Source organism: Moraxella oculi (assembly GCF_023336735.1).
In the GTDB taxonomy this organism is placed as follows: Bacteria; Pseudomonadota; Gammaproteobacteria; order Pseudomonadales; family Moraxellaceae; genus Moraxella; species Moraxella oculi.
This window is the reverse complement of the sequence record NZ_JAMBAQ010000001.1, coordinates 104,237-125,565: the sequence shown is the minus strand read 5'-3', so window position 1 is coordinate 125,565 and position 21,329 is coordinate 104,237. Positions and strand designations below refer to the sequence as shown.

The 21,329-nt window shown below is 41.9% G+C and carries 21 protein-coding genes and 1 pseudogene; 5 read left to right on the top strand and 17 right to left on the bottom strand.

The genetic code is table 11. The features are described 5' to 3' along the window. Nucleotides 1–155 precede the first annotated feature (155 nt). Entirely contained in the window at nucleotides 156–464 is a 309-nt protein-coding gene (locus M2R47_RS00590) for a hypothetical protein (protein ID WP_249097511.1), read from the bottom strand. A gap of 470 nt (nucleotides 465–934) precedes the next feature. Here M2R47_RS00590 and M2R47_RS00585 point away from each other — a divergent pair, with 470 nt between their 5' ends. Further along, complete coding sequence (locus M2R47_RS00585; protein ID WP_249097509.1) at nucleotides 935–1,807, top strand: LysR family transcriptional regulator; 873 nt, start codon at nucleotides 935–937, stop codon at nucleotides 1,805–1,807. 40 nt (nucleotides 1,808–1,847) lie between these two features. Here the strand turns inward: M2R47_RS00585 and ruvA are convergent, their stop codons facing one another. From ruvA to M2R47_RS00565, 4 genes are all read right to left on the bottom strand, one after another. Continuing rightward, entirely contained in the window at nucleotides 1,848–2,471 is a 624-nt protein-coding gene (gene ruvA / locus M2R47_RS00580) for a Holliday junction branch migration protein RuvA (RefSeq protein ID WP_249097507.1), read from the bottom strand. A gap of 77 nt (nucleotides 2,472–2,548) precedes the next feature. Continuing rightward, entirely contained in the window at nucleotides 2,549–3,586 is a 1,038-nt protein-coding gene (fba, locus tag M2R47_RS00575) for a class II fructose-bisphosphate aldolase (RefSeq protein WP_249097505.1), read from the bottom strand. 140 nt (nucleotides 3,587–3,726) lie between these two features. Continuing rightward, nucleotides 3,727–4,035 (bottom strand): entericidin, encoded by a 309-nt coding sequence (locus tag M2R47_RS00570; protein ID WP_249097504.1) that lies wholly within the window; start codon nucleotides 4,033–4,035, stop codon nucleotides 3,727–3,729. Between the two features lie 162 nt (nucleotides 4,036–4,197). Next, nucleotides 4,198–5,406 carry a phosphoglycerate kinase gene (locus tag M2R47_RS00565; RefSeq protein WP_249097502.1) on the bottom strand — a complete coding sequence of 403 codons (1,209 nt, stop codon included), beginning with the start codon at nucleotides 5,404–5,406 and terminating at the stop codon, nucleotides 4,198–4,200. Between the two features lie 228 nt (nucleotides 5,407–5,634). Between M2R47_RS00565 and M2R47_RS00560 the strand changes: the two genes are divergently transcribed. Next, nucleotides 5,635–6,015: a septal ring lytic transglycosylase RlpA family protein gene (locus tag M2R47_RS00560; protein WP_249097500.1), complete on the top strand. Its 381-nt coding sequence runs from the start codon at nucleotides 5,635–5,637 to the stop codon at nucleotides 6,013–6,015. A gap of 134 nt (nucleotides 6,016–6,149) precedes the next feature. Here M2R47_RS00560 and M2R47_RS00555 read toward each other — a convergent pair whose 3' ends face one another. From M2R47_RS00555 to M2R47_RS00540, 4 genes and pseudogenes are all read right to left on the bottom strand, one after another. Then, nucleotides 6,150–6,587 (bottom strand): HIT domain-containing protein, encoded by a 438-nt coding sequence (locus M2R47_RS00555; protein ID WP_249097498.1) that lies wholly within the window; start codon nucleotides 6,585–6,587, stop codon nucleotides 6,150–6,152. A gap of 90 nt (nucleotides 6,588–6,677) precedes the next feature. Beyond that, nucleotides 6,678–10,234, bottom strand: a pseudogene (mfd, locus tag M2R47_RS00550) (transcription-repair coupling factor). Between the two features lie 53 nt (nucleotides 10,235–10,287). After that, nucleotides 10,288–10,938, bottom strand: coding sequence for a thiamine phosphate synthase (locus M2R47_RS00545; protein ID WP_249097495.1), 651 nt, complete (start codon nucleotides 10,936–10,938; stop codon nucleotides 10,288–10,290). Nucleotides 10,939–11,171: 233 nt separating this feature from the next. Continuing rightward, a complete protein-coding gene (locus tag M2R47_RS00540; RefSeq protein ID WP_249097494.1) occupies nucleotides 11,172–12,224 on the bottom strand; it encodes a D-alanyl-D-alanine carboxypeptidase family protein in 1,053 nt (350 codons plus the stop codon). A 418-nt stretch (nucleotides 12,225–12,642) separates the two neighbouring features. Here M2R47_RS00540 and M2R47_RS00535 point away from each other — a divergent pair, with 418 nt between their 5' ends. Then, on the top strand, nucleotides 12,643–13,284 hold the full coding sequence (locus M2R47_RS00535) for a response regulator (protein WP_249097492.1): 642 nt from the start codon (nucleotides 12,643–12,645) through the stop codon (nucleotides 13,282–13,284). A gap of 32 nt (nucleotides 13,285–13,316) precedes the next feature. On the opposite strand, the gene M2R47_RS00530 is transcribed toward M2R47_RS00535, so the two are convergent. The 6 genes from M2R47_RS00530 to M2R47_RS00505 all read right to left on the bottom strand — a co-directional run bounded on the left by M2R47_RS00530 (nucleotide 13,317) and on the right by M2R47_RS00505 (nucleotide 17,384). Next, nucleotides 13,317–13,841, bottom strand: a complete 525-nt coding sequence (locus M2R47_RS00530) for a hypothetical protein (RefSeq protein WP_249097490.1) — start codon at nucleotides 13,839–13,841, stop codon at nucleotides 13,317–13,319. Between the two features lie 92 nt (nucleotides 13,842–13,933). Then, nucleotides 13,934–14,245 (bottom strand): hypothetical protein, encoded by a 312-nt coding sequence (locus M2R47_RS00525; RefSeq protein WP_249097488.1) that lies wholly within the window; start codon nucleotides 14,243–14,245, stop codon nucleotides 13,934–13,936. Continuing rightward, nucleotides 14,245–14,571: a hypothetical protein gene (locus M2R47_RS00520; protein ID WP_249097485.1), complete on the bottom strand. Its 327-nt coding sequence runs from the start codon at nucleotides 14,569–14,571 to the stop codon at nucleotides 14,245–14,247. The genes M2R47_RS00525 and M2R47_RS00520 overlap by 1 nt, the downstream gene beginning before the upstream one ends. Beyond that, on the bottom strand, nucleotides 14,568–15,257 hold the full coding sequence (gene rpe, locus M2R47_RS00515; RefSeq protein ID WP_249097484.1) for a ribulose-phosphate 3-epimerase: 690 nt from the start codon (nucleotides 15,255–15,257) through the stop codon (nucleotides 14,568–14,570). The genes M2R47_RS00520 and rpe overlap by 4 nt, the downstream gene beginning before the upstream one ends. 151 nt (nucleotides 15,258–15,408) lie before the next feature. Beyond that, on the bottom strand, nucleotides 15,409–16,896 hold the full coding sequence (locus M2R47_RS00510) for a hypothetical protein (RefSeq protein WP_249097482.1): 1,488 nt from the start codon (nucleotides 16,894–16,896) through the stop codon (nucleotides 15,409–15,411). A gap of 269 nt (nucleotides 16,897–17,165) precedes the next feature. Beyond that, nucleotides 17,166–17,384 (bottom strand): SlyX family protein, encoded by a 219-nt coding sequence (locus M2R47_RS00505; protein ID WP_249097480.1) that lies wholly within the window; start codon nucleotides 17,382–17,384, stop codon nucleotides 17,166–17,168. Between the two features lie 73 nt (nucleotides 17,385–17,457). Between M2R47_RS00505 and M2R47_RS00500 the strand changes: the two genes are divergently transcribed. Next, on the top strand, nucleotides 17,458–19,413 hold the full coding sequence (locus M2R47_RS00500; protein ID WP_249097477.1) for an ATP-binding cassette domain-containing protein: 1,956 nt from the start codon (nucleotides 17,458–17,460) through the stop codon (nucleotides 19,411–19,413). An 81-nt stretch (nucleotides 19,414–19,494) separates the two neighbouring features. After that, on the top strand, nucleotides 19,495–20,478 hold the full coding sequence (locus M2R47_RS00495; protein ID WP_249097767.1) for an LpxL/LpxP family acyltransferase: 984 nt from the start codon (nucleotides 19,495–19,497) through the stop codon (nucleotides 20,476–20,478). Nucleotides 20,479–20,497: 19 nt separating this feature from the next. Here M2R47_RS00495 and M2R47_RS00490 read toward each other — a convergent pair whose 3' ends face one another. Further along, nucleotides 20,498–20,929, bottom strand: coding sequence for a 2-amino-4-hydroxy-6-hydroxymethyldihydropteridine diphosphokinase (locus M2R47_RS00490; RefSeq protein WP_249097475.1), 432 nt, complete (start codon nucleotides 20,927–20,929; stop codon nucleotides 20,498–20,500). A 27-nt stretch (nucleotides 20,930–20,956) separates the two neighbouring features. Next, a complete protein-coding gene (gene folB / locus M2R47_RS00485; RefSeq protein ID WP_249097474.1) occupies nucleotides 20,957–21,310 on the bottom strand; it encodes a dihydroneopterin aldolase in 354 nt (117 codons plus the stop codon). Nucleotides 21,311–21,329 lie beyond the last annotated feature (19 nt).

The following is a 21,329-nucleotide window of genomic DNA, read 5'->3' as shown; positions in this document are numbered from 1 at the left end:
GGTTGGTTTAAAAGCAATCCAATTTTGCCATTTTATCAATTCTAGGATGCTCAATTCATATTGGGTTTAAATTTAGATTTGTCGCAAACTGGGGTTTCATGAAAATTTATCATTCATCCAAAAAAATCAACGCCAATCCAATCACCATCAGCCATCTATTGGTATTCGGTGCATTCTATCTCATCTTTTTGACAAAACATCTCATGCACATCAGCGGCACATTGTTTGAGTACATCGAGTTTGGCCTTACCACGATTGGTACTTTCGCTTTGATAAGTCTTAGTAAATGGTTTTATTTTACAAACATGAATCGGCAAATGATGATCTTTAAGGCGACCATCTATCAAAACCGCATTGGGGCTTGATGCCTGAATCACAATCGGTACAGGCTTGCCAGTCGTATCTGTCACCGCACAACCGCCCAGTAGTCCAAACACAGATACGGCGAATAATAATTTTTTCATACATTCTCCACAATTAAACAAACATCATATAACATCATCAATACAGTGTTTTATCCACCACTCATTGATTATCAACACACATCATCATGTCATGAATCAGCGGGCTGTCGCATTTATCAGTAACTCAAAAAAAACACCCACCATTATCAAAATAAATTCACAAAAAAAATATTTTTATCTTGATCAATCAATGATCATCAGCATTTAGAGCTTCCAAAAACTGTGCGTTTTCATTTGACAGGCACTTCTGTGATTATAACATAATAAAATGACAAATATGGATTGATTATGTAGTTTCAATCTTCAAGCCAGTCATTGAATGATCATATTAACAGTCAGTATAAATATTGGTCAGTAACCAATCTTTTAAGCGCATCCTCAATGATGAACAAAAAAAATATTCTTAATTTATCTATTTACTTATAACTGTTATTTTTATAAAATATTTTTATATATTATGGAAACCAATTATGAATACCGTCAATCTGACTACTTTTGCCATGGTCATGCAAACAGGAAGTATCTCTGGTGCTGCCGAAAAGCTTTTCATCACACAGCCTGCTGTTAGCAAACGCATTAAGAATTTAGAGAGTGAATTTGGAGTCACGCTCTTTGACACAGTAGGTCGAGGCATCATTGCCACCCCAGCAGCACATGAGCTACTGCCATATGCCAAAAAATGGCTTGATGACTATGAATCTTGTCGTACTAGCTTACAGTACTCTAAAGAAATTGCCAGTGGCAAACTGGTCATCGGCACAAGCCATCACATTGGTTTGCATCACTTAGCTCCTGTATTAAAGCGTTTTATCCAAGCCTATCCCGCCGTCCAACTAGAAGTACAGTTCATGGATTCAGAAGAAGCACACAAAGCCGTGCTTGATGGCGATGTCAGTTTGGCATTTTTAACTCTGCCGCCCACTTATGATTTACGCTTAGAATATCATACGCTATGGTCAGATCCGCTTTACTTCATGACAGGCACACTCAGCTCATTGGCACAAAAGTCTGATGTTACACTCTTACAATTAGCACATCACCCTGCCATCTTACCTGCTGCCAACACTTTTACCAGCCAAATCACTCTTGCTGAATTCAATCGCCACAATCTGCGTCCTTATGCCACCATGACCACCAACCCCCTAGAGTCCATCAGAATGCTAGTATCGATTGGACTTGGCTGGTCGGTACTGCCAGAGACGCTCATCAACCAAGATTTGGTAAAAATTGACATGGCAGAAGACTACGAACTACAAAGACATTTGGGCGTGGTCATCAATCCAAGCTTGACTCTCTCGGCCAGCACACAAGCTTTGATGGACATGCTATCAATTGCTAAATGAGTGCTTTTAATCATCAATACATGCTTTTTTAATACAATCATTAAAATCCTGACAAGTGTCTTAATGACGCTTTTAATAGTTGAGATGTGCTAACATTCTCCATGCCAGCTTGTGCTTTTTTAATGGCATTTTGAGCCTCTTTCTCCTTATAACCAAGTCCAATCAAGGCACTTTCTACTTCAGCAAAGGCGTGCATTTGACCAAAAGAGACCTCAGTATCAAAAAACTCACCCTCACCACCAAATTCTAGCACGCTTCCAAATTCGTTAAGTTTGCCTTTGAGTTCGATGATTAGGCGTTGAGCGGTTTTTTTTCCAACGCCTGGAATCCGTATCAACCTTGAATCATCATTTTGCTCTACTGCTCGTTTAAGTTCATCAACAGATAAAGCAGAAAGCATGGCAAGTGCCATTTTAGCACCCACGCCATTAATTTTTATGAGCTTTCTAAATACATCACGATCTTGTTTTTTTATGAAACCATATAAAAGATGTGCATCCTCTCTGACATGCAAATGCGTGTAAATCAATACTTCTGTATTCAAAGTAAGTTGGCAAAATACAGAAACTGGCAACTCAATATCATAGCCAATACCGCTTGAAGTCATCACACACACCGTCGGTGCATCCAACTCAGATACCAAACCTTTAATTAATCCTATCATATCCAATCTCTTAAAAATCAAATCATTCAATCATAAAATAAGGGCGTAAGATTTACGCCCTTAATGCCTTTCGTTGATTATTTATAATATTCGACCATTCTTTCAAGTGAAATGGGGCGAATCTTACTGGCGTTACCCGCCGCACCAAAAGCTTCATAACGAGCAATACAAATGTCTTGCATGGCTTTCATGGACGCTGTCAAATATTTTCTTGGATCGAATTCTGCTGGGTGCTCATTCAAAAACTGACGAATCGCCCCAGTACTTGCCAGACGCAAATCAGTATCAATGTTAATCTTACGCACGCCATGCTTGATAGCATCAACGAGTTGCTCTACTGGCACGCCATAGGTCTCACCAATATCACCACCATTATCATTGATGATTTTGAGCCATTCTTGAGGAACGCTGGATGAACCATGCATCACCAAATGCGTGTTTGGCAGAGCTTCATGAATTTGTTTGATGCGATCAATGGCTAAGATATCCCCTGTTGGTGGGCGAGTAAATTTGTAAGCACCATGTGAAGTACCGACTGCAATAGCAAGTGCATCAACATTAGTATCTGCCACAAACTGGCGTGCTTCTTCAACCGAGGTTAAAAGTTGGCTATGGTCAAGCACACCCTCTGCACCCACGCCATCTTCTTCACCAGCCATGCCAGTTTCAAGACTTCCTAAACAGCCAATTTCCCCTTCAACAGACACGCCACATGCGTGAGCCATTTTAACAACTTCACGAGTAACTGACACATTATAATCATAATCTGCTGGTGTTTTACCATCTTCTCTTAAAGAGCCATCCATCATCACCGAACTGAATCCAAGTTGAATCGATCGTTGGCAAACAGCTGGGCTGGTACCATGATCTTGATGCATGACCACAGGAATGTGTGGCCATTCTTCAACTGCTGATAAAATCAGATGGCGCAAAAATGACGCACCTGCATACTTTCTAGCACCTGCCGAAGCCTGTACAATCACAGGAGAGTCAGTTTTGTCCGCTGCCATCATGATTGCACGCATTTGCTCTAAATTATTAACATTAAATGCTGGCAAGCCATACGCATGCTCGCCTGCATGGTCCAATAGCTGACGCAGTGATACTAATGCCATGAAAAATCTCCTAATAGCATTTTTATAAGTGAATTGGATTCATCCATTATAGCAAAACTCTAAGGATTTATCAGCAATTCACCCGATAATTTTATTAAAAAAGCCCACCATGTCGTGGGCCATTATGTCTGTTGCAAAAATCAGTATTTTTGTTCTTCTGCCACTTGAGATTCAGCACTGGCTGGTTTGGTGGCTGCGTCTGCTTTGGCACCGACTTCTTTAGCAACTTCAGAAGTTTTTTCAGCGGCTGCTTGAACGGCGTTTTTGGTGGTTTCAGCAACATTTTGGGCAGCTGATTCAGCTTCCTTGGCAACTTGGGCTGTATTGGTCGCAATGTCAGCTTTGGTAGATTCTACCGCTTCATTAGCCTTATCTTTAGTCTGCTGACTGCAAGCAGATAAAACAGCAAGAATACCAATGGCAGTTGCGGCGATGAGTAATTTTTTCATAGTACAGCTCTCTAATTATCATTAATTTTTTCGTCATGTTCATCATAAGATGGCACACATCATCATGATGATATGGGCTTGTCCATAGTTTATCTTTGTCAATAAGAATTTACAAGACCTAAGCTAAAAAATGCAACAAAATTTAACAAAATAACCACCAGCCTAGACCGCCGTTGCTTCCTCCAAAGCTTGAATGGCAGGCAGTGCCTTACCCTCAACAAATTCCAAGAATGCCCCACCACCTGTTGACAGGTAACTGACTTCATCGGCAATCTCATATTTATCAATGGCAGCCAAAGTATCACCACCACCAGCAATGCTAAATCCTACACTGTCCTTGACGGCTAATGACAAAATTTTTGTACCCTCACCGAATTGATCAACCTCAAACACGCCAACAGGGCCATTCCATAAAATGGTCTTGGCATCTTTAATGGCATCGGCTATTTTATTAGCACTACTTGGTGCAATGTCTAAGATCATCTCATCTTCAGCAATCTCACGAACTGGCTTGGTAATTGGCAAAGCTGATTGCAACGACCCTAAAAAGTCATCAAAGTCAATTTGTGATTTTGTGGCAACCACAACTTCATCTGGCAATAAGATGTTGGTTTTTGTCATGATGGTCTTAGCCGTATCAATCAAATCAGGCTCATACAAGGACGCACCCACACCCACGCCAGTTGCCGCAAGGAAAGTATTGGCAATGCCACCACCCACAACGATGCTATCGCAAACCTCCGACAGGCTTAATAACACATCAAGCTTCGTTGATACCTTAGAACCACCAACAATCGCTAACATAGGTGATTTTGGATTATCCAATGCACGAGACAAAGCAGAAAGCTCATTCACCAACAGATTGCCAGCACAAACACTCTTTCTTTCGGCGGCGGCGGCACGAATCACCCCTTCTGTTGATGCTTGTGCACGATGTGCCGTACCAAAGGCATCCATCACAAAGACATCACACAAATCGGCATATTTTTTTGACAGTGCTTGGTCATTACTTTTTTCACCAACATTAAAACGCACATTTTCCAGTACGGTGATTTCACCAATCTGGGCATCAACGCCATTTTCTAGATAATCTTTCGAAAAACGAACTGGGCAATCAACCGCTTGAGCCAAGTAATCAGCCACTGGTGCCAACGAATACTTATCCTCTGCCACACCTTCACTTGGACGACCTAAATGTGAACAAATAATGACAGCAGCCCCTTGATTTAAAGCGTCTTTGATGGTTGGTAAAGCTGCTTGCAAACGCACATCGCTGGTGATGACTCCATCTTTAATGGGAACATTCAAATCCTCACGAATCAAGACTCGCTTACCTGATAAATCCACATTTTTCATTGCTAAAATTGTCATTGTTCATCCACCTTCGTTAATCATTTTAAATTCATCGTAACATGTATTATAAACCAAAGACAATGAGTTAGGCAACCTTAGTTAACACATAGCCGCAACCATCAACGATGAATGGCTGTGATGTGATGGATTTTTGTCATCATTTTGTAATGATGCCGTGTCGTCGCATGGAAATTTTTTGTCAAATCCATTATAATTTAATCAAATTGTCATCAAAATAGGTATTTAATGCGAAATTATATCAGTGCTTTTTTACTAATAACGGCTGCGTCTCATGTCGCCCATGCCAATACCACCACCGCCTCTTATTATGCTGATAAATTCAATGGTCGTAAGACAGCAAATGGTGAAATTTTTAGTAATCAAGGCATGACTTGTGCCTCTAATAATTATGCGTTAGGCACGAAAGTTGAAGTAACGAACATCAAGACGGGGCAATCCATCATCTGCAAAGTCAATGATCGCATAGGCAAATCAGGTCGTATTGATTTGAGTAAAAAAGCATTCTCTCAGCTTGCACCACTAAGGCAGGGTTTGGCCAAAGTCAGTGTTCGACCCATTACTCATGAAAACCAAGACAACAGCATCAGATTGGCTTATAACGATTAACTGCCAAGCTTCTTTTTTGATTTTCATACAAAAAGCCCTTGATGGTCCTCAAGGGTTTTTTGTTTGGTGATATCTTAGGTGGCACAGTTAATCTATCTTTAAAAAAATACTCAATAAAATCAATGTGTTAAATACTATACGCTCATCTTCCAATCAAAAGGCATCTCATGATGTCCACGCAATGCCATCATTAAAGTCTGCTGCATATGTTGTAAAACTTCCGCAGTATAGGGAATGGCTGGCGTACCCCAAACAGGATTTGGCCATCGTGAATCATTGTGGTAGCGGACGATGTGATGAAAGTGCAGCTGTGAGACTTGGTTGCCAAGTGCTGCAACATTCATTTTATCTGCACCAAATATTTTTGCCATTTGGCTAGATAACCAGCTTGACTCCCTTAAAAACTGAACTTGATCAGCAGGATTGAGTTCATAGATTTCTTTGATTCCTGATACTCTCGGAATGAGAATTAACCAAGGAAATTGGCAATCATTCATCAATCGGACGGTAGATAATGGAAAATCCCCCACCAAAAAAGTGTCTTTTGCCAAGGTTGGATGTAATTGAAACATTATTCTTCTCGTTGATAGTTATTAATGCACCATTATAAATATGATTATTGTAGCATAAAATTGACTAAGTGCACCACAGTTATCATGTCATCATGTGGATTTTTTATCAACAACACTCTCATTTAAATGATTTTGGAAATATGTCAGCAAATCAAATACTGCATTAACCCTTGCTGACAATTCTTTTTCACTTTTAAAAGTGTATTTAAGTCCAGTCGCACCATTCATGCGGTAACCCTCATCACTTTGAATGAGTTTGATGACAGCAAGCCCGTCAATCGGCGTGTCAGGCTTAAATTCCAAACTTAAAGATTTGGCAGTTGCATCAATTTTTGTGATGCCAATTGCCATGCTTTGTATTCTAATCTTATGCACAATGAATAAATTTGCCAAGGCCTCAGGTATGGCACCAAAACGATCGACCATCTCCGACCTTATGTCGTGAAGCTCATCAATGGCATGCGTGTTGGCAATGCGTTTATAAAAAAGCAATCGTTCATGCACATCAGCCAAATAGTCACTTGGAATTAAAGCAGATGCGTGAATATTGACATCGCTCACCAAATCTAAGGGGGTGGCAAGACTGGGCTTATTGCCAGATTTGATCGCCTTGGTGGCTCGTTCAAGCATGTCCATATACAATCCAAAACCAATGGTCTGCATGTTACCAGACTGCTCTTTACCCAATATTTCACCTGCACCACGAATCTCTAAATCTTCAGAGGCAAGCATAAATCCTGATCCCAGCGTATTGGCTCGACTGATGGCATCAAGGCGTTTTTTGGCATCAACACCAAGCCCTTTGAGTGATGGCACAAATAAATAACAGTATGCCTGATGATGACTTCTTCCCACACGACCACGCAACTGATGAAGCTGTGCCAAGCCAAATTTATCAGCACGGTTGATGATGATGGTGTTTGCATTTGGCACATCAATGCCAGTCTCAATGATTGTGCTTGCAACCAAAACATTGGTCTTTTTGTGATAAAAATCACTCATCACCGCATACAGCTCTTTTTCATTCATTTGCCCATGTGCCACACCTACTCGCACCTCAGGTATGAGTTCGCAGAGTTTTTCGGCAGCCAAATCAATGCTGGCCACATCATTATGCAAATAATACACTTGACCACCACGCAAAATCTCACGCAAAACCGCATCTTTGGTTGTGTGATCGCTTTTTTCAGCCACGAAAGTCTTAATCGCCAGTCGTCTTGCAGGTGGTGTGGCAATGACAGAGATGTCTTGCATGCCAGATAATGCCATATTGAGCGTGCGCGGAATGGGAGTGGCGGTCATGGTCAATGTGTCAACATCTGCCTGCATGGCTTTGATTTTTTCTTTATGACGCACCCCAAAACGATGCTCTTCATCAATAATCATTAAGCCTAAGTTGTTAAACTTCACATCATCTTGCAGCAGTCGATGCGTGCCAATGATGATATCCACCTTACCATCTGCCAAGTCTGCCAAAACCTTAGATTGAGATTTTTTAGTAACAAATCTGGACAAACTGTCAATTCTGATCGGCCAATCAGCAAACCTGTCTTTAAAGCTGTCTTCATGCTGACCTGCCAAAAGCGTGGTTGGCACAAGGACTGCTACTTGATACCCCGCCTGCACCGCAATGAAAGCCGCTCGCATGGCAACTTCAGTCTTACCAAAACCCACATCACCACAGATCAGTCTGTCCATTGGTTTAGATTGCTTCATATCAAACATGACTGCATCAATGGCAGCATGCTGATCAAGTGTCTCTTCATAACCAAAACTGCTGGCAAACAGCTCATAAGACACCATATCAATATCAAAACTGATGCCCTCCTTGGCTTGACGCCTTGCTTGCACATTCAGCAATTCAGCCGCCACATCATAAATTTCCATCAAGGTTTTTTCTCGGGCTTTATCCCATTTACCCGAACCAATTTTTGATAATGGCACAGCTTCTGAATCAGTACCGCCATAACGACCTATCAATGCCAAGTTGGTGATTGGCACATAGACATTGGCATCATCAGCGTACTTAAGATGAATGAATTCTTGTTCACCATCTCCCACATCAAGCAACACAAGACCCACATAGCGTCCAATGCCATAAGTCAGATGAACAACCAAAGAACCTTCGGTCATCTCACTCACAGACTTAATTAAAAACGCTTGCGAAAATGCGTTTTGATGTCTTTTTCGACCACGGGCAACCTGCCTACCAAAAAGCTGCGTTTCACTCACCACGCAAAATCCACCATCACCCAATACCCACAGACCACGCTCTATTGGTGCGACAGTAATGGCAATTTGATTGCCAGCCAAGTTAGTTAATGACGATCGTTTTTCCAAAAATTCATCAAAATCACCAACAATTTGACAAGACAATTTACCCTTTAATAACTCTAAAATGATCTCACGACGACCAGCACTCTCACAGACAAGCAGTACAGGCTCCTGACACTCTGCAACGAATGCCAAAAAATCACTTAACGGCTCTTGTTTTTGGTGATTGATTGGTAAAGTTGGCACAGGATTGAGTTTAAAATCAACAAACATTGGCAATGCTTTATCAGCATCACTGGTCATGACGCCTTAGGGTATTTCTTTAATTTGCCAAAAAATTCGTTACTAGGCAGATACAACAACTGTGGAGGTAAAATTGGCAATTCTTTATTAAAAGCACGAGAATGATGTCGTGCGTTTATCTGCCCCCAAAATTCTTCATGATGATTCATCAAGCACTCATCATAAACGATGAGTGTATTGGCAGGCAAATATTCAAACAGTGAGCCAGACGCACGCCATTCATCAAGGTCGAAAAATAATGGAATGTAATATTCCACGCCAGCTGGACTGATGCCAGCCATCACCTCATTATATAACTCAAATCTTCGAGCTGAGACATCAGGAAATACGCTGGCAAAATTTTGGCGAAAAGCCTGCAAATCATCTAAGTCAAATTCACGCGCAGGCAATAAGCGAAAATGATTGACCTTCGGCGAGTTGGGTAAAGACTTGGAATCGATAGCCTCACCTTGTTTGAGATGAAGCAACTCCTCATCACTGACTGTACGCTGAGTTTCTGGATTGAAAAACCTGATGGACTCTATTTCATCATCAAACAGTTCCAATCGAAATGGCAATACTTGACCCACCGCAAAAATATCCACAATACTGCCACGCACCGCAAATTCGCCAGCAGCATAGACAGTTTCAACCATCTCATATCCTGCTTTGATGAGTCTTTGTCTTTGCTGATTAATGTCAAAAACATCACCAACAGTCAACTCAAAAAACCGCCCCAAAAGATAGCTTGGCGGTGCAATGCGTTGCATCAATGTTTGTACTGCCACAAGCAACACGCCTGTTTGTGGCATATGCGTCAGCAAATCAATACGCTCAGAGATGATGTCTTGCTGTACTGACAGATTGTCATACACCAAGGTTTCATAATCACTAAAAGTATGCGTTTTGATATTAAAAAAATCCAGCTCACTTTCTAGATTGTGCAGTTGGGCTTGATTGCAACATACCACCACAGTTAAGCAAGGCTGGGTTTTGGCATAGGTCGCCAGCCATAATGCAAAACTGGCATCATCCACACTTTGAAAATGCGTCACATGATTGGGCTTTGGCGTGGGGTGGTTGATATTCATGCAAGTCATAAAAAATTAATATGGTAAAATCAATAGAATAAAGCGTTTTAACATCACCAGTTTTGCAGTTTTAATTGCCAAGCTCGACATTTTGCCGCAATGGTCTGACTGCTATGCGACATGATATCAGCAGTTACAGCCACATAATCCAATGGCGTATCCTCCAAGCCGTCTCGTAATTGATAAACATTATCAAGCGTGATGCCCCCAATCAAGCACAAAGGCAAATCAACATTGCTCGTCTTATGTAAGGTTGGCATTGGCACAATACCAGCTTTAGGCTTGGTTAGGGAATTGAATGCCGTACCCATTGCTCCATAGCTTGCACCTTCTTTTTTTGCCTGCTTAAATAAAGCGATGTCAGCATGGCAGGTTCTGCCAATCACCACATCATCACCCAGTAGTTGCCTTGCCATCGCCACGCTACCGTCTCGCTGCCCCAAATGCACACCAGTACCAAAATGCGACGCAAGCTGCAAATCATCATTCATCACAACTTCAATGCCATATTTATCCGTCAAACTCACCAAAAACTCCGCCTCTCGGTAAACCGTAGCAAGGTCGTATTGTTTTAAAGTAGCTTTGCGGCGAATTTGCAACAATGAAATCGCACCTGTGTCTAAGGCACGCTCAAGCTTATCCATCAATGTGGAGATCTCATCGTCATTGGTAAGTAAATAAAGTCTTGGGCTAGAATGTGTCATGGAAAGGCAAGCATGTAGAAAGCAAATAAAAATGATTCATTATAACTGATCACACCACCTAAAACAACGCACAACAGCACCCAACGAACCAATATTCACTCAATCAAAGCCAAGTCCTGCATACACAAAACCTGGCTTTGGGTAGAATTAAATGACCGATGGTACATTTGTCCGAATCACCATAAAGTCATCACACTTGGCTTTTTAGTGAGGACACACCACCCAATCAAACATTAGCGACGATAAGCAAGTTCTGTGAGAATATTTCTGGCATCATTCCAGCGGCTTTGTGAAGCACCAGCCCCAAGTAGCACGATGACCGCAGGCTTATTATTAACATGCGTCTCCATGACAACGCAATAACCCGCCTCACGAATAAAACCAGTCTTAGAAACACCAATCTGATGCTCACCAGAACGCACCAAGGTGCTGGTATTTTTGGCTTTATAAGTACGATTGCCCGTATTAAAATTGGTGATATAAAAATCATAACTCGGTGCTGTTGAGAAAGTACGAATCAGCTGATAACGCGGCTCAATACTGACAGCTTTCATCATCTTAACCAAGTCATTGGCAGAAGCGACATTTCTTGGATCAAGTCCTGATGAGTCAGAAAAATGTGTTTGACGCATACCCAAGCTTAACGCCTTAGCATTCATCGCAGCGATGAAAGCGTCATATCCACCTGGGTAAGTACGCGCCAAAGCTTTGGCTGCAGGATTTTCCGATTTCATGAGCATCATCAGTGTGAATTCGGAACGACTCAAACGATCTCCTGCACGCAGATTGGTACTGGCTTGCTTAGCACCCACCAAATCAGATGGAATGATGGTAATCTCTTCACGCATGTCAAGATCTGCATCCAAAACCACCATCGCTGTCATCACCTTACTAATAGAAGCAATCGAACGAGTGGCATCGATGTTTTTTGAATAGATTAAATTGCCCGTCTGCAAATCCATGACTGCCACCGCCGATGAATTGGTAGATATTGCCAATTGGTCGAAAATCGGAGCTTGATGATGATCAGTAAAGCCATGATGTTGGTTTGTGTTCATCGTGCTTTGAGTGAGAGTGTTGGCGGTAACTGGTGTGATGGTGGTAGTGCTAGGTACGGAAGGCGATTGAGTGATGGTTGTGGTTATTGCAGGAGTGCTATGAGTGATGGTAATCGTACGCTGATTGGTTTGGTCAACGGTGAACGCCAATGCCGACTTACTCAGCATAAACATGGTCAAGGAAACCAAAGAAGTGGCGACACATTGAGTTAATTTGGCATGATTCATGTAACATAACATCCTTAAAATACGCAATCATGATGATTGCTGACTCATCATTTGTGCCCCTCTTTGAACAGCCATTCAAAATACCAGCACAACACCATTAATCTTCATTGACAGATTCATTAGATTGATTTAATGAAATAAAATTCACTTTCAATAAAAAATATTTTAGCACATTCAAGAAGATGATACACAGCCAACCAAAATATTTTTACGAAAACTTGCCATTTTAGTTACAAAGAAACCCATATTTTTGTAAACAATTATGACAAGTGAGAATAGGGAAACAATGGCAGACTCTCTCGCCATGCACTCAAATGATAAAATTTTAAAATATTTTTGAGCATGCTCGTTGTATTTACCTAAAATTGTGCTAAACTTTTTTAAGTGATTTTTTGAACAATTGATGCCAAGGGTGTACATGACAATTAAGATTTTAGTGGTTGACGACCACAATTTGGTAAGGATGGGCATCACACATATGCTTGATGGTATCGCTGACATTGAGGTTGTTGCAGAAGCAGATGATGGGGATATTGCCATCAAGCTTGCCAGACAGCACCACCCCCATGTCGTCCTACTTGATGTGAATATGCCAAATGTTGGTGGCATTGAAGCAACTCGGCGAATTAAACAAATCAATGATTCCATTAAGATTTTAGCTGTGTCTGGATTATCAGCACAGCCCTACCCTTCCATGCTCTTAAAAGCAGGTGTTGATGGCTACATCACCAAAGGTACGCCATTAGATGAGATGGTGCGTGCCATCAAAAAAATTCATGGTGGTGGCAAATATTTTAGCCATGATGTTGCAGATGTACTGGCAGAGTCAGTACTTGGTGAACAAAATGACTCACCTTTTGATGTACTTTCTGAGCGTGAAAAACAGGTCGCCATGATGGTGGCGAATTGTCAAAGTGCCCAAGAAATCGCTGAGCGACTGTTCGTCAGCGTCAAAACTGTCAATACTTATCGCTATCGTATTTTTGAAAAGCTGGGCGTAAACAGCGATGTCAAGCTCACACATCTTGCCATTAGGCACGGACTTGTAGAAACCAATTAAAAGAGCATGCCAAGCATGCTCTTTTTCATCAACTAACTGTAATGCTTTGGCACTTCATCATAAACATGAGCATGCCAAGCATTCAGTTGGCGTTGCATGACAGCAGCGATGGCAGCATGAATCATGCTTTGCCCTATCATTTGAATGTTATTTTTACCAACCATTTCCTTGACCTGTTCAGAAAATACAATCGTTACCATAGGATCATCTTCACTTCCTACTTCTTGTAGGCTAAGCACACCGTCTTCACGCTCAACAAACTCCAAGACGGCCTCTTTAACCATCATGTTGCTGGATTTTTGCTGATTTACTTTTTTTTGACTGGTCGGCTCTTTTCGATCAGAGCTGGTCTGTTTTTGACTGTTGACATCTTGTGATCTTGACTGACAACCCTTCCCAAGGTCCGATTCTGTTTGTGCAAACATGTGGTCAATTGAATTTTCACACTCTTCGACATCATTTTGTTGAGTTTTGAGTTGATCCTGAAGCTCTTCAATAATCGTTTCAGTCTCCTCTATCAACTGTTGAATCAAATCATCATCTGCTTTATCAAACATTCAACACTCCACGATTTTCGTCTGTCTTAGATTTTTATTAAGTTGATTGTTTTTATGAGGTTTTTTATTTTAATTTCAAGGCAGTGATTGGTTTAACGCCAATAGCGAAGCTTTGCCACCATGAATAAAAACGACACAAACATGCCCAAATAATACGCCATTTTTATGTCAAACTGAGCATCTCGATATTTAATTGGTAGGGCAACCAATGCTGTGCAAGCAGGAATAAACACCAAGCTTACCAACCAATTTTCAAGAACATGCAAAAACCCCTGCCATCTATCACCACCACCCAAACGAAAACCAGACAATCCAATGAGTAAAACCAAAACAATGAGTAGTAAAATCAGAGTCTTTGGAATGTCTTTTGGGACAATGGCATCAGGAAGTAATCGTGTCAGCATTAACTATACACTCCCATGATGGATAAGATGGCAACAGTAGACAATAGCCACCCCAACGCCCAAGCATTGCGAGCATGAATATCAGCCTTACCAAGTTTGTTTAATATCAAGCTTCCTAGCCAAATTAAAGCAGGTAGGACAAACACAAAAAACGGCACAACCTTAGCAGCATGACGCACCACCTCGCCCATGTCATCACCACCCAATAAACGAAAACCATATCCAGCCAAACTTAGCACCAATGATGCCATGAACAAACCAATGGTCAACCCAAGTGGCACAACACTTTTAGAGGGTTTGTCTTGTGTGATGGACTGCCTAATCATGTATGAATCACTTTTGAATCCGCCAAGGAAAGCTCTGAGCGCATTTGTTCAATGACAAGGCGATAATCAGGCTTACCAAAAATCGCACTTCCAGCGACAAACATGTCTGCACCAGCTTGAGCAATCGCACGGATGTTATCAGGCGTAACCCCACCATCAACCTCCAATCGAATGTCTCGCCCACTGGCATCAATCATCGCACGAGCCTGTTTGAGCTTATCCAAAGTCTTATCGATGAATTTTTGACCACCAAAACCAGGATTGACACTCATCAAAAGCAACTGATCAATGGTATCAATGGTATGATCCAAGTAAGATAAAGGCGTGGCAGGATTCAACACCAGTCCACACTTGATGCCCGCACTCTTAATAAGTTGTAGGCTGCGATCAATGTGATGCGTGGCTTCTGGGTGAAAAGTGATGATGTCCGCCCCTGCATCAATGAATTGCTCAATGACACTGTCTACTGGCGATACCATCAAATGCACATCAATTGGTGCAGTGATTCCATAGTTTTTTAAGGCCTTGCACACGCTTGCCCCAAAAGTTAGGTTTGGCACATAATGATTGTCCATCACATCAAAATGCACGACATCAGCACCAGCATCAAGAACAGCCTGCACATCTTCTCCCAAGCGAGCAAAATCAGCAGACAAGATTGATGGAGCGATAAGATATGGTTTCATGAAATTACAATTAATGACAAAATCTCATTATAATGCTTTTTGATGTTTTTCACAACCCAATCTGACACACACATCTTTTAAGCATAAAAAACAAGCTCCCAACTGGAAGCTTGTTCGTGTCGCATGCCATTGCGGTGATTGTTTACGGTGATTATTTGGCATGATAAGCGACTTTCAGGCCTGCAATGAAGCCATCATTGTCCTTAAAGCGACCCACAATTGCATTGGTTGGTAATTGAGCTTGAGCATCGCCAAATTTCAGATATTTACCACCCAAAGACACCGACCATTCTGGCGTAACGCTATATTTAGCACCCAGACCCACACTGTAATAACCCTTGATAGGTCCTAAAGAAGTGGCAGGATTGCCAGCACCGCTATCATAGCCGATATTACCCGCAACAGACAATTTATCAGACAATTTTTTGCCAAATCCAATCTCTGCTGACCATTGGTCTTTATCATAGCTGACGATTGGTAGCTTTTTAACTGCACTGATTAAGGTTGCATCGCCATAAGTTGGTGGGCGAATATCAAAACCACTCCAAGGTACATAGCGAACTTTGGCGGTTAATAATGTGGTTGGGTTCACGCCAGTTTGGAAGTCCAAATTATATGACTCTGGCAAAGTAACACTAAAATCACGAGAAGTTGTGCCAGTCGCACCCAGTGCTGGGAAAACCTCAGAGATTACTGAGTCGTGCTTGATCTTAGAGCGATAAGTTAAGGCCGCTTTTAGGGCAATTTCAGGCTTAGAATATGACACGCCTGCCACCCAACCAACCGCAGTATCTGTGCTGATTTTAGCATCGTAGCCTTGTGCACCTTGATACGCCACCCCACGCAAATGAACCTCACCTGTCAGACGCTGTGCAGCAGGGCCGCCGTAAATCTGGAAGTTTCTGTTAGCACCGAGCTTAGCCCCTATCAATGCAGTGGCGTTGTTGGTGCGGATCTCAACATTCGTACCTTCACCGATTTGGTTTTCGGCGGTGGCAGCCACATTGGTTGCAGCTGTCAGAGTTTTTGCTTTTTTAAGTACCACATCAAGTCGCTGCCTTTTGGTGGCGATGTCCACTTGAGAATCTTGCAAGTCTTTTGTTAATTGAGCAACCTTGGCTGTATCGCCTGCCGCCTGAGCAGCTGCCAATTCAGCTCCCAGTTCTTGCATTGAGATTGCATTTTCTTTTAAGTTATCAGCCAATATTCCTGCAGTGCCTCTTAGGTTGTTGGCTGTATCCTGAGTGGTCGCAAAATCAAGTAACTGACCCCCAGTCAGTGCAGCAACGGTAGCATTTGCACCTGAAGAAACAAAATCATTCCCACCTTCGTACTTAACCGCCGCCCCAAAAGGTTCATCATACATCACGCCCACGCTAAAACGATCATTAATGTCAGCTTTGACGCCATAGCGGAAAAAATCATAAGGCTCAGCGATGTCTTTGATTGCTTGTCCTGATGTGTCCACACCTGCGATATCAGCATCGACATAGGTATACACTGCTTCAGCATAAGTCCCATCTTGCAAAAAAGCAGTCACATCTTGTCCAGAGCGATCAAGACCTGCGGCATTTGCCACACCAACAGTACCAAAAGAAGCAATGGCAACAACCAAAGCCTTGTGATTAAAACGACGCATATTTCATTCTCCAATTCATGCTTAAAAGCCCCTGTACTAAAATGCCAAAGGCAATCTTTCGCAAGACTCATCATACAGCAACTATTTATTTGACCAAATGATTAAGTCAATGTACAAATGTACTTTCACTTGCGTCTGCCTATATTAAAACAATTTCATCAGTAACTCAAGTGATAAATTATGAAAAAATTAAGTAATTTTTTTCACGAAATTCCCCATCCATTCACACATCACAACGACAAACATCATCAATGAACACTCAATAACAATCAATAATGTGGCGGTCTGTCTGCCAATAAATCAAAAGGTGCAATGTTTTCTTGCTGATGACTGTTTTGTAGATAACGATACATGAGTCTTAACTGATCTTTCATGTCATTCAACTCACGATCTTGAGTGGCAATCATTTCGCTTAAAGTCTCAACCGTGCTTTCTAGATAGGCGATTTTAATCTGCAAATCAATGAGTTGGGTATGCGTATCAACCATTTGTTGTTCCAAAATTTAAAAATGAATGAAAAATTTGCTATAATCATGTTATTTTATCATTGAAATAATCATCATGGCACTCATTCACCTTAAAAATCTTTCCCTTGCTTTTGGCCTGGCTCCCATTTTAGATCGTGTTAATTTTAGCCTAGAAGTGGGCGAAAGAGTATGTCTGATTGGGCGTAATGGTGAGGGCAAATCTACTTTGTTTAAGCTCATCAATGGCACACAAGCACCTGATGATGGTGAAGTCATCATTCAAGACGGTCTGAAAATCGCCATGCTTGCTCAAGATGTTCCTAACGATGATGGCAATCTGCTTGATATTGTGATGGGCGGTAATGACAAAGTAGCCAAGTTGTTAACAAGTTATCATGAACTGTCTGAACGATGTGGTATGGGCGACATGACGGCTTGTGAACAAATGACCAAAATACAGCATGACATTGACGCATTGCACGGCTGGGATTTAGAGCGACATGCTCGCACCCTACTTGATAACATGGGTCTGGATCCGAATGCTCGATTGACCGATTTATCAGGTGGGCGAAAACGCCGTGTCCTACTGGCTCGTGCCTTAGTCATTCATCCTGATGTGCTACTGCTAGATGAACCCACCAACCATCTTGATGTTGAAAGCATTGACTGGCTAGAAAACCATTTGCTAGGGCAGAATTTAACCGTGCTTTTCATCACTCATGATCGTCAGTTTGTTGATCACTTATCAACTCGCATCGTTGAGCTTGATCGAGGCAGATTATCCAGTTACGATGTTACGCAAGGGGTTAAAGGTTACGCTCGTTACCAAGAGTTAAAAGAGCTTGAACTGGCAAGTGAAGCCAAATCTTTTGAAGAGTTTGACAAAAAACTTGCAGCAGAAGAGGTCTGGATTCGTCAGGGTATTAAAGCAAGACGCACCAGAAATGAAGGGAGAGTAAGGGCATTAAAGGCATTACGAGAAGAAAGAAAGCAACGCCGTGATGTCGTGGGTAATGTCTCATTAAGCCAAAATGCCGCTGAAAAATCAGGCAAAATCGTTTGTGAAGTGAAGGGATTGACACTCGAACATGGCGATAAGGTACTGGTCAAAGAATTTTCCACCCTGCTGATGCGTGGCGATAAGGTTGGTATCATCGGTCAAAATGGCGTGGGCAAAACCACTCTCATTCGTACAATTTTAGGGCTTGATGACTCTGCCAAAACCAATGGCACCATCAAGCTTGGCAGCAATCTTGCCGTGTCTTTTTTTGACCAACTAAAAGATCAGTTAGATCCTGAGCAGTCTGTTGCCCAAAATGTTTCTGGGGGCAGTGATCATGTCGAGATTGGTGGGAGAAAGATGCATGTTTTGGGTTATTTGCAAGATTTTTTATTCACGCCGAATCGAGCCAGAACTCCCATCAAAGCCTTATCAGGAGGCGAAAAAGCAAGGGTGTTGCTTGCCAAAAATTTATTAAAGCCAGCAAATGTGTTGGTACTGGACGAACCCACCAATGACTTAGATATGGCAACTCTAGAACTGCTAGAAGAGTATGTGGCAGGATTTGATGGTACGATATTGCTCATCAGTCATGACCGTGCTTTTATGGACAATGTGGTCACCCAAACTTGGGTATTTGACACAAACAAACATGGCGATGGCATCATCACAGAATATGTCGGTGGCTATACTGACTATGTGATTCAAAAAGAACGAGCCGAAAAAGCCACCATCAAAGCCAAAAAGGCGGAAAAAACCAAAAACCAGAATACCGCCCAAAATCCAACAACCCATCTTCCCGACAATCCGATCAGCCTTCAAAAACGCAAACTCTCCTATAAAGAACAGCGAGAATTAGAAGCCCTACCCAATGAGATTACCGCCCTTGAACAAGAGCATGGTGAATTGAGTGCTTGCCTATCAGACGGATCCTTATTCGTCTCTGACTTGCAGCTGGCCACGCAATACAGTGAAAGATTGGGAGAGATTGATGACTTGCTGCTTGAAAAGCTGGAACGATGGGAAGAATTGGAAAACTTGGGGAAATGAATGACTGACAAACATTGTTGCGGCGGCTGTCAAAACGGTGAGCATACCCGCACAAAAAACTTATTACCCAATCTTAGCAAGATGCCAAACTTGACGGACACGCACAAACAGACACAGCTGATGGACAAGGCTCCTTTTCGATGGGAATTTTTACATCCCAAATACTGGGGCATTTGGCTGGCTTTGGCACTTTTTTTACCCTTGATTTACCTACCTTTACGCATTCAATTCATGATTGGTAAAAAAATTGGCGAACTGGCATTTTTACTCATCAAAAGACGAGTAAAAGACACATTGACCAATCTGACTCTGGCCTTTCCTAATAGATCAACGGACGAAAAAACAGCCATCGCCAAACAAGTTTTTATCAATCAAGGCATTGGCATTTTTGAGACATTAAACGCATGGTTTCGCCCCAATGTCTTTAAACGCACTTTTAGTATCAGCGGGTTGCACCATTTAATCCAAGCTCAACAAAATAATCAAACAGTGATTTTGCTTGGTGGTCATTTTACCACCTTAGACTTAGGTGGTAGGTTATGCACACAGTTTTTTGCTGCCGATTGCTTGTACCGCAAGCAAAACAATCCACTATTAGAATGGTTCATTTATAACGGTCGTCGTCATATTTTTGACGAACAAATAAACAGTCGAGAGATGAAAAAACTCATCACTCGCATCAAGGCAGGTAAAGTGATTTGGTACAGTCCCGACCAAGATTTTGGACTTGAACATGGTGTTATGGCAAAATTTTTTGGCGTGCCAGCTGCCACCATCACCGCCCAACGCCGTTTTTTACGCATGGGCGACAAAAATAATCCGCCAGTATTCATCGTTTTTGATATGATTCGCCAAACCCCCGACCACATTCCTGCAGGCAAGCGACCACACTACCATCTGAACTTATCACCTGTTTTGAATGATTATCCAAGTAATGATGAGGTTAGGGACGCACAGCGAGTGAATGATCTGTTTGAAAGCATCATCAACAAAGACCCTACTCAGTGGATGTGGTTTCATCGCCGATTTAAAACACAAGCGGACGAAAAAAACTTCTATCAATAGCAGATTGACAGGCGGTTACTTACAATAAAAAATCAGCCACTTCAAGCAACCCTACCCGCTCATATGGTTTAAAAGGTAGGCGTTTATGGCTGATTTGCCAAACATCTCCATCAAACACCGCCAAAATATCCAAATCCATTGCCACCAATGCCTCTTCTGAATTTCTTCCGCATAGCATCTCAATGTGCTTTAACCGTTCATTCAAACTCATCAAACTCATGGGTTCATGCAGCTCAATCTTTGCACATGCATTATGGTAAATCAAATCGGTTTTTCCTGTCACATCAAGACCAACCATCTTCACGGACATTGTCAATTTTCCTAATAATCGCAACTCTTTTAATGCACTCATGAATGCATGTTGCACATCATGATTACTGCCCATCGCCACCACAAAAGAAATGACAATAAAATCACTTTGTATTGACAGATTACCGACAGATTTTTTCATATGCCAGTTTTCAGTTTTTATCATCACTCATCGACTGCGTTCAATACTAACACCCACACTCTGTGCTTGCTTGATGGCATTGGGCTTATGAATGGTCAAAGCAATGCTGGTACAAGCATAGTGATCCAGCACATGCTGGCAAATGCTTTGAGCCAAAGATTCTAGCAGTTTGGCTTGCATTTGCTGGCAAATTCGCTCAATATCTTCACACACCGTCTTATAATTGACCGCATGAACGACATCATCAGTCTTTGCTGCTTCACGAATATCGCAGCCAATTTTTGCATCAATGATCAAAACCTGCTTAATGGCACGCTCCCAATCATATACACCAATCACGGTTTCAACTTTTAAACCTTGAATGAAAACATAATCACTCATGACCACTCCATATTTCATC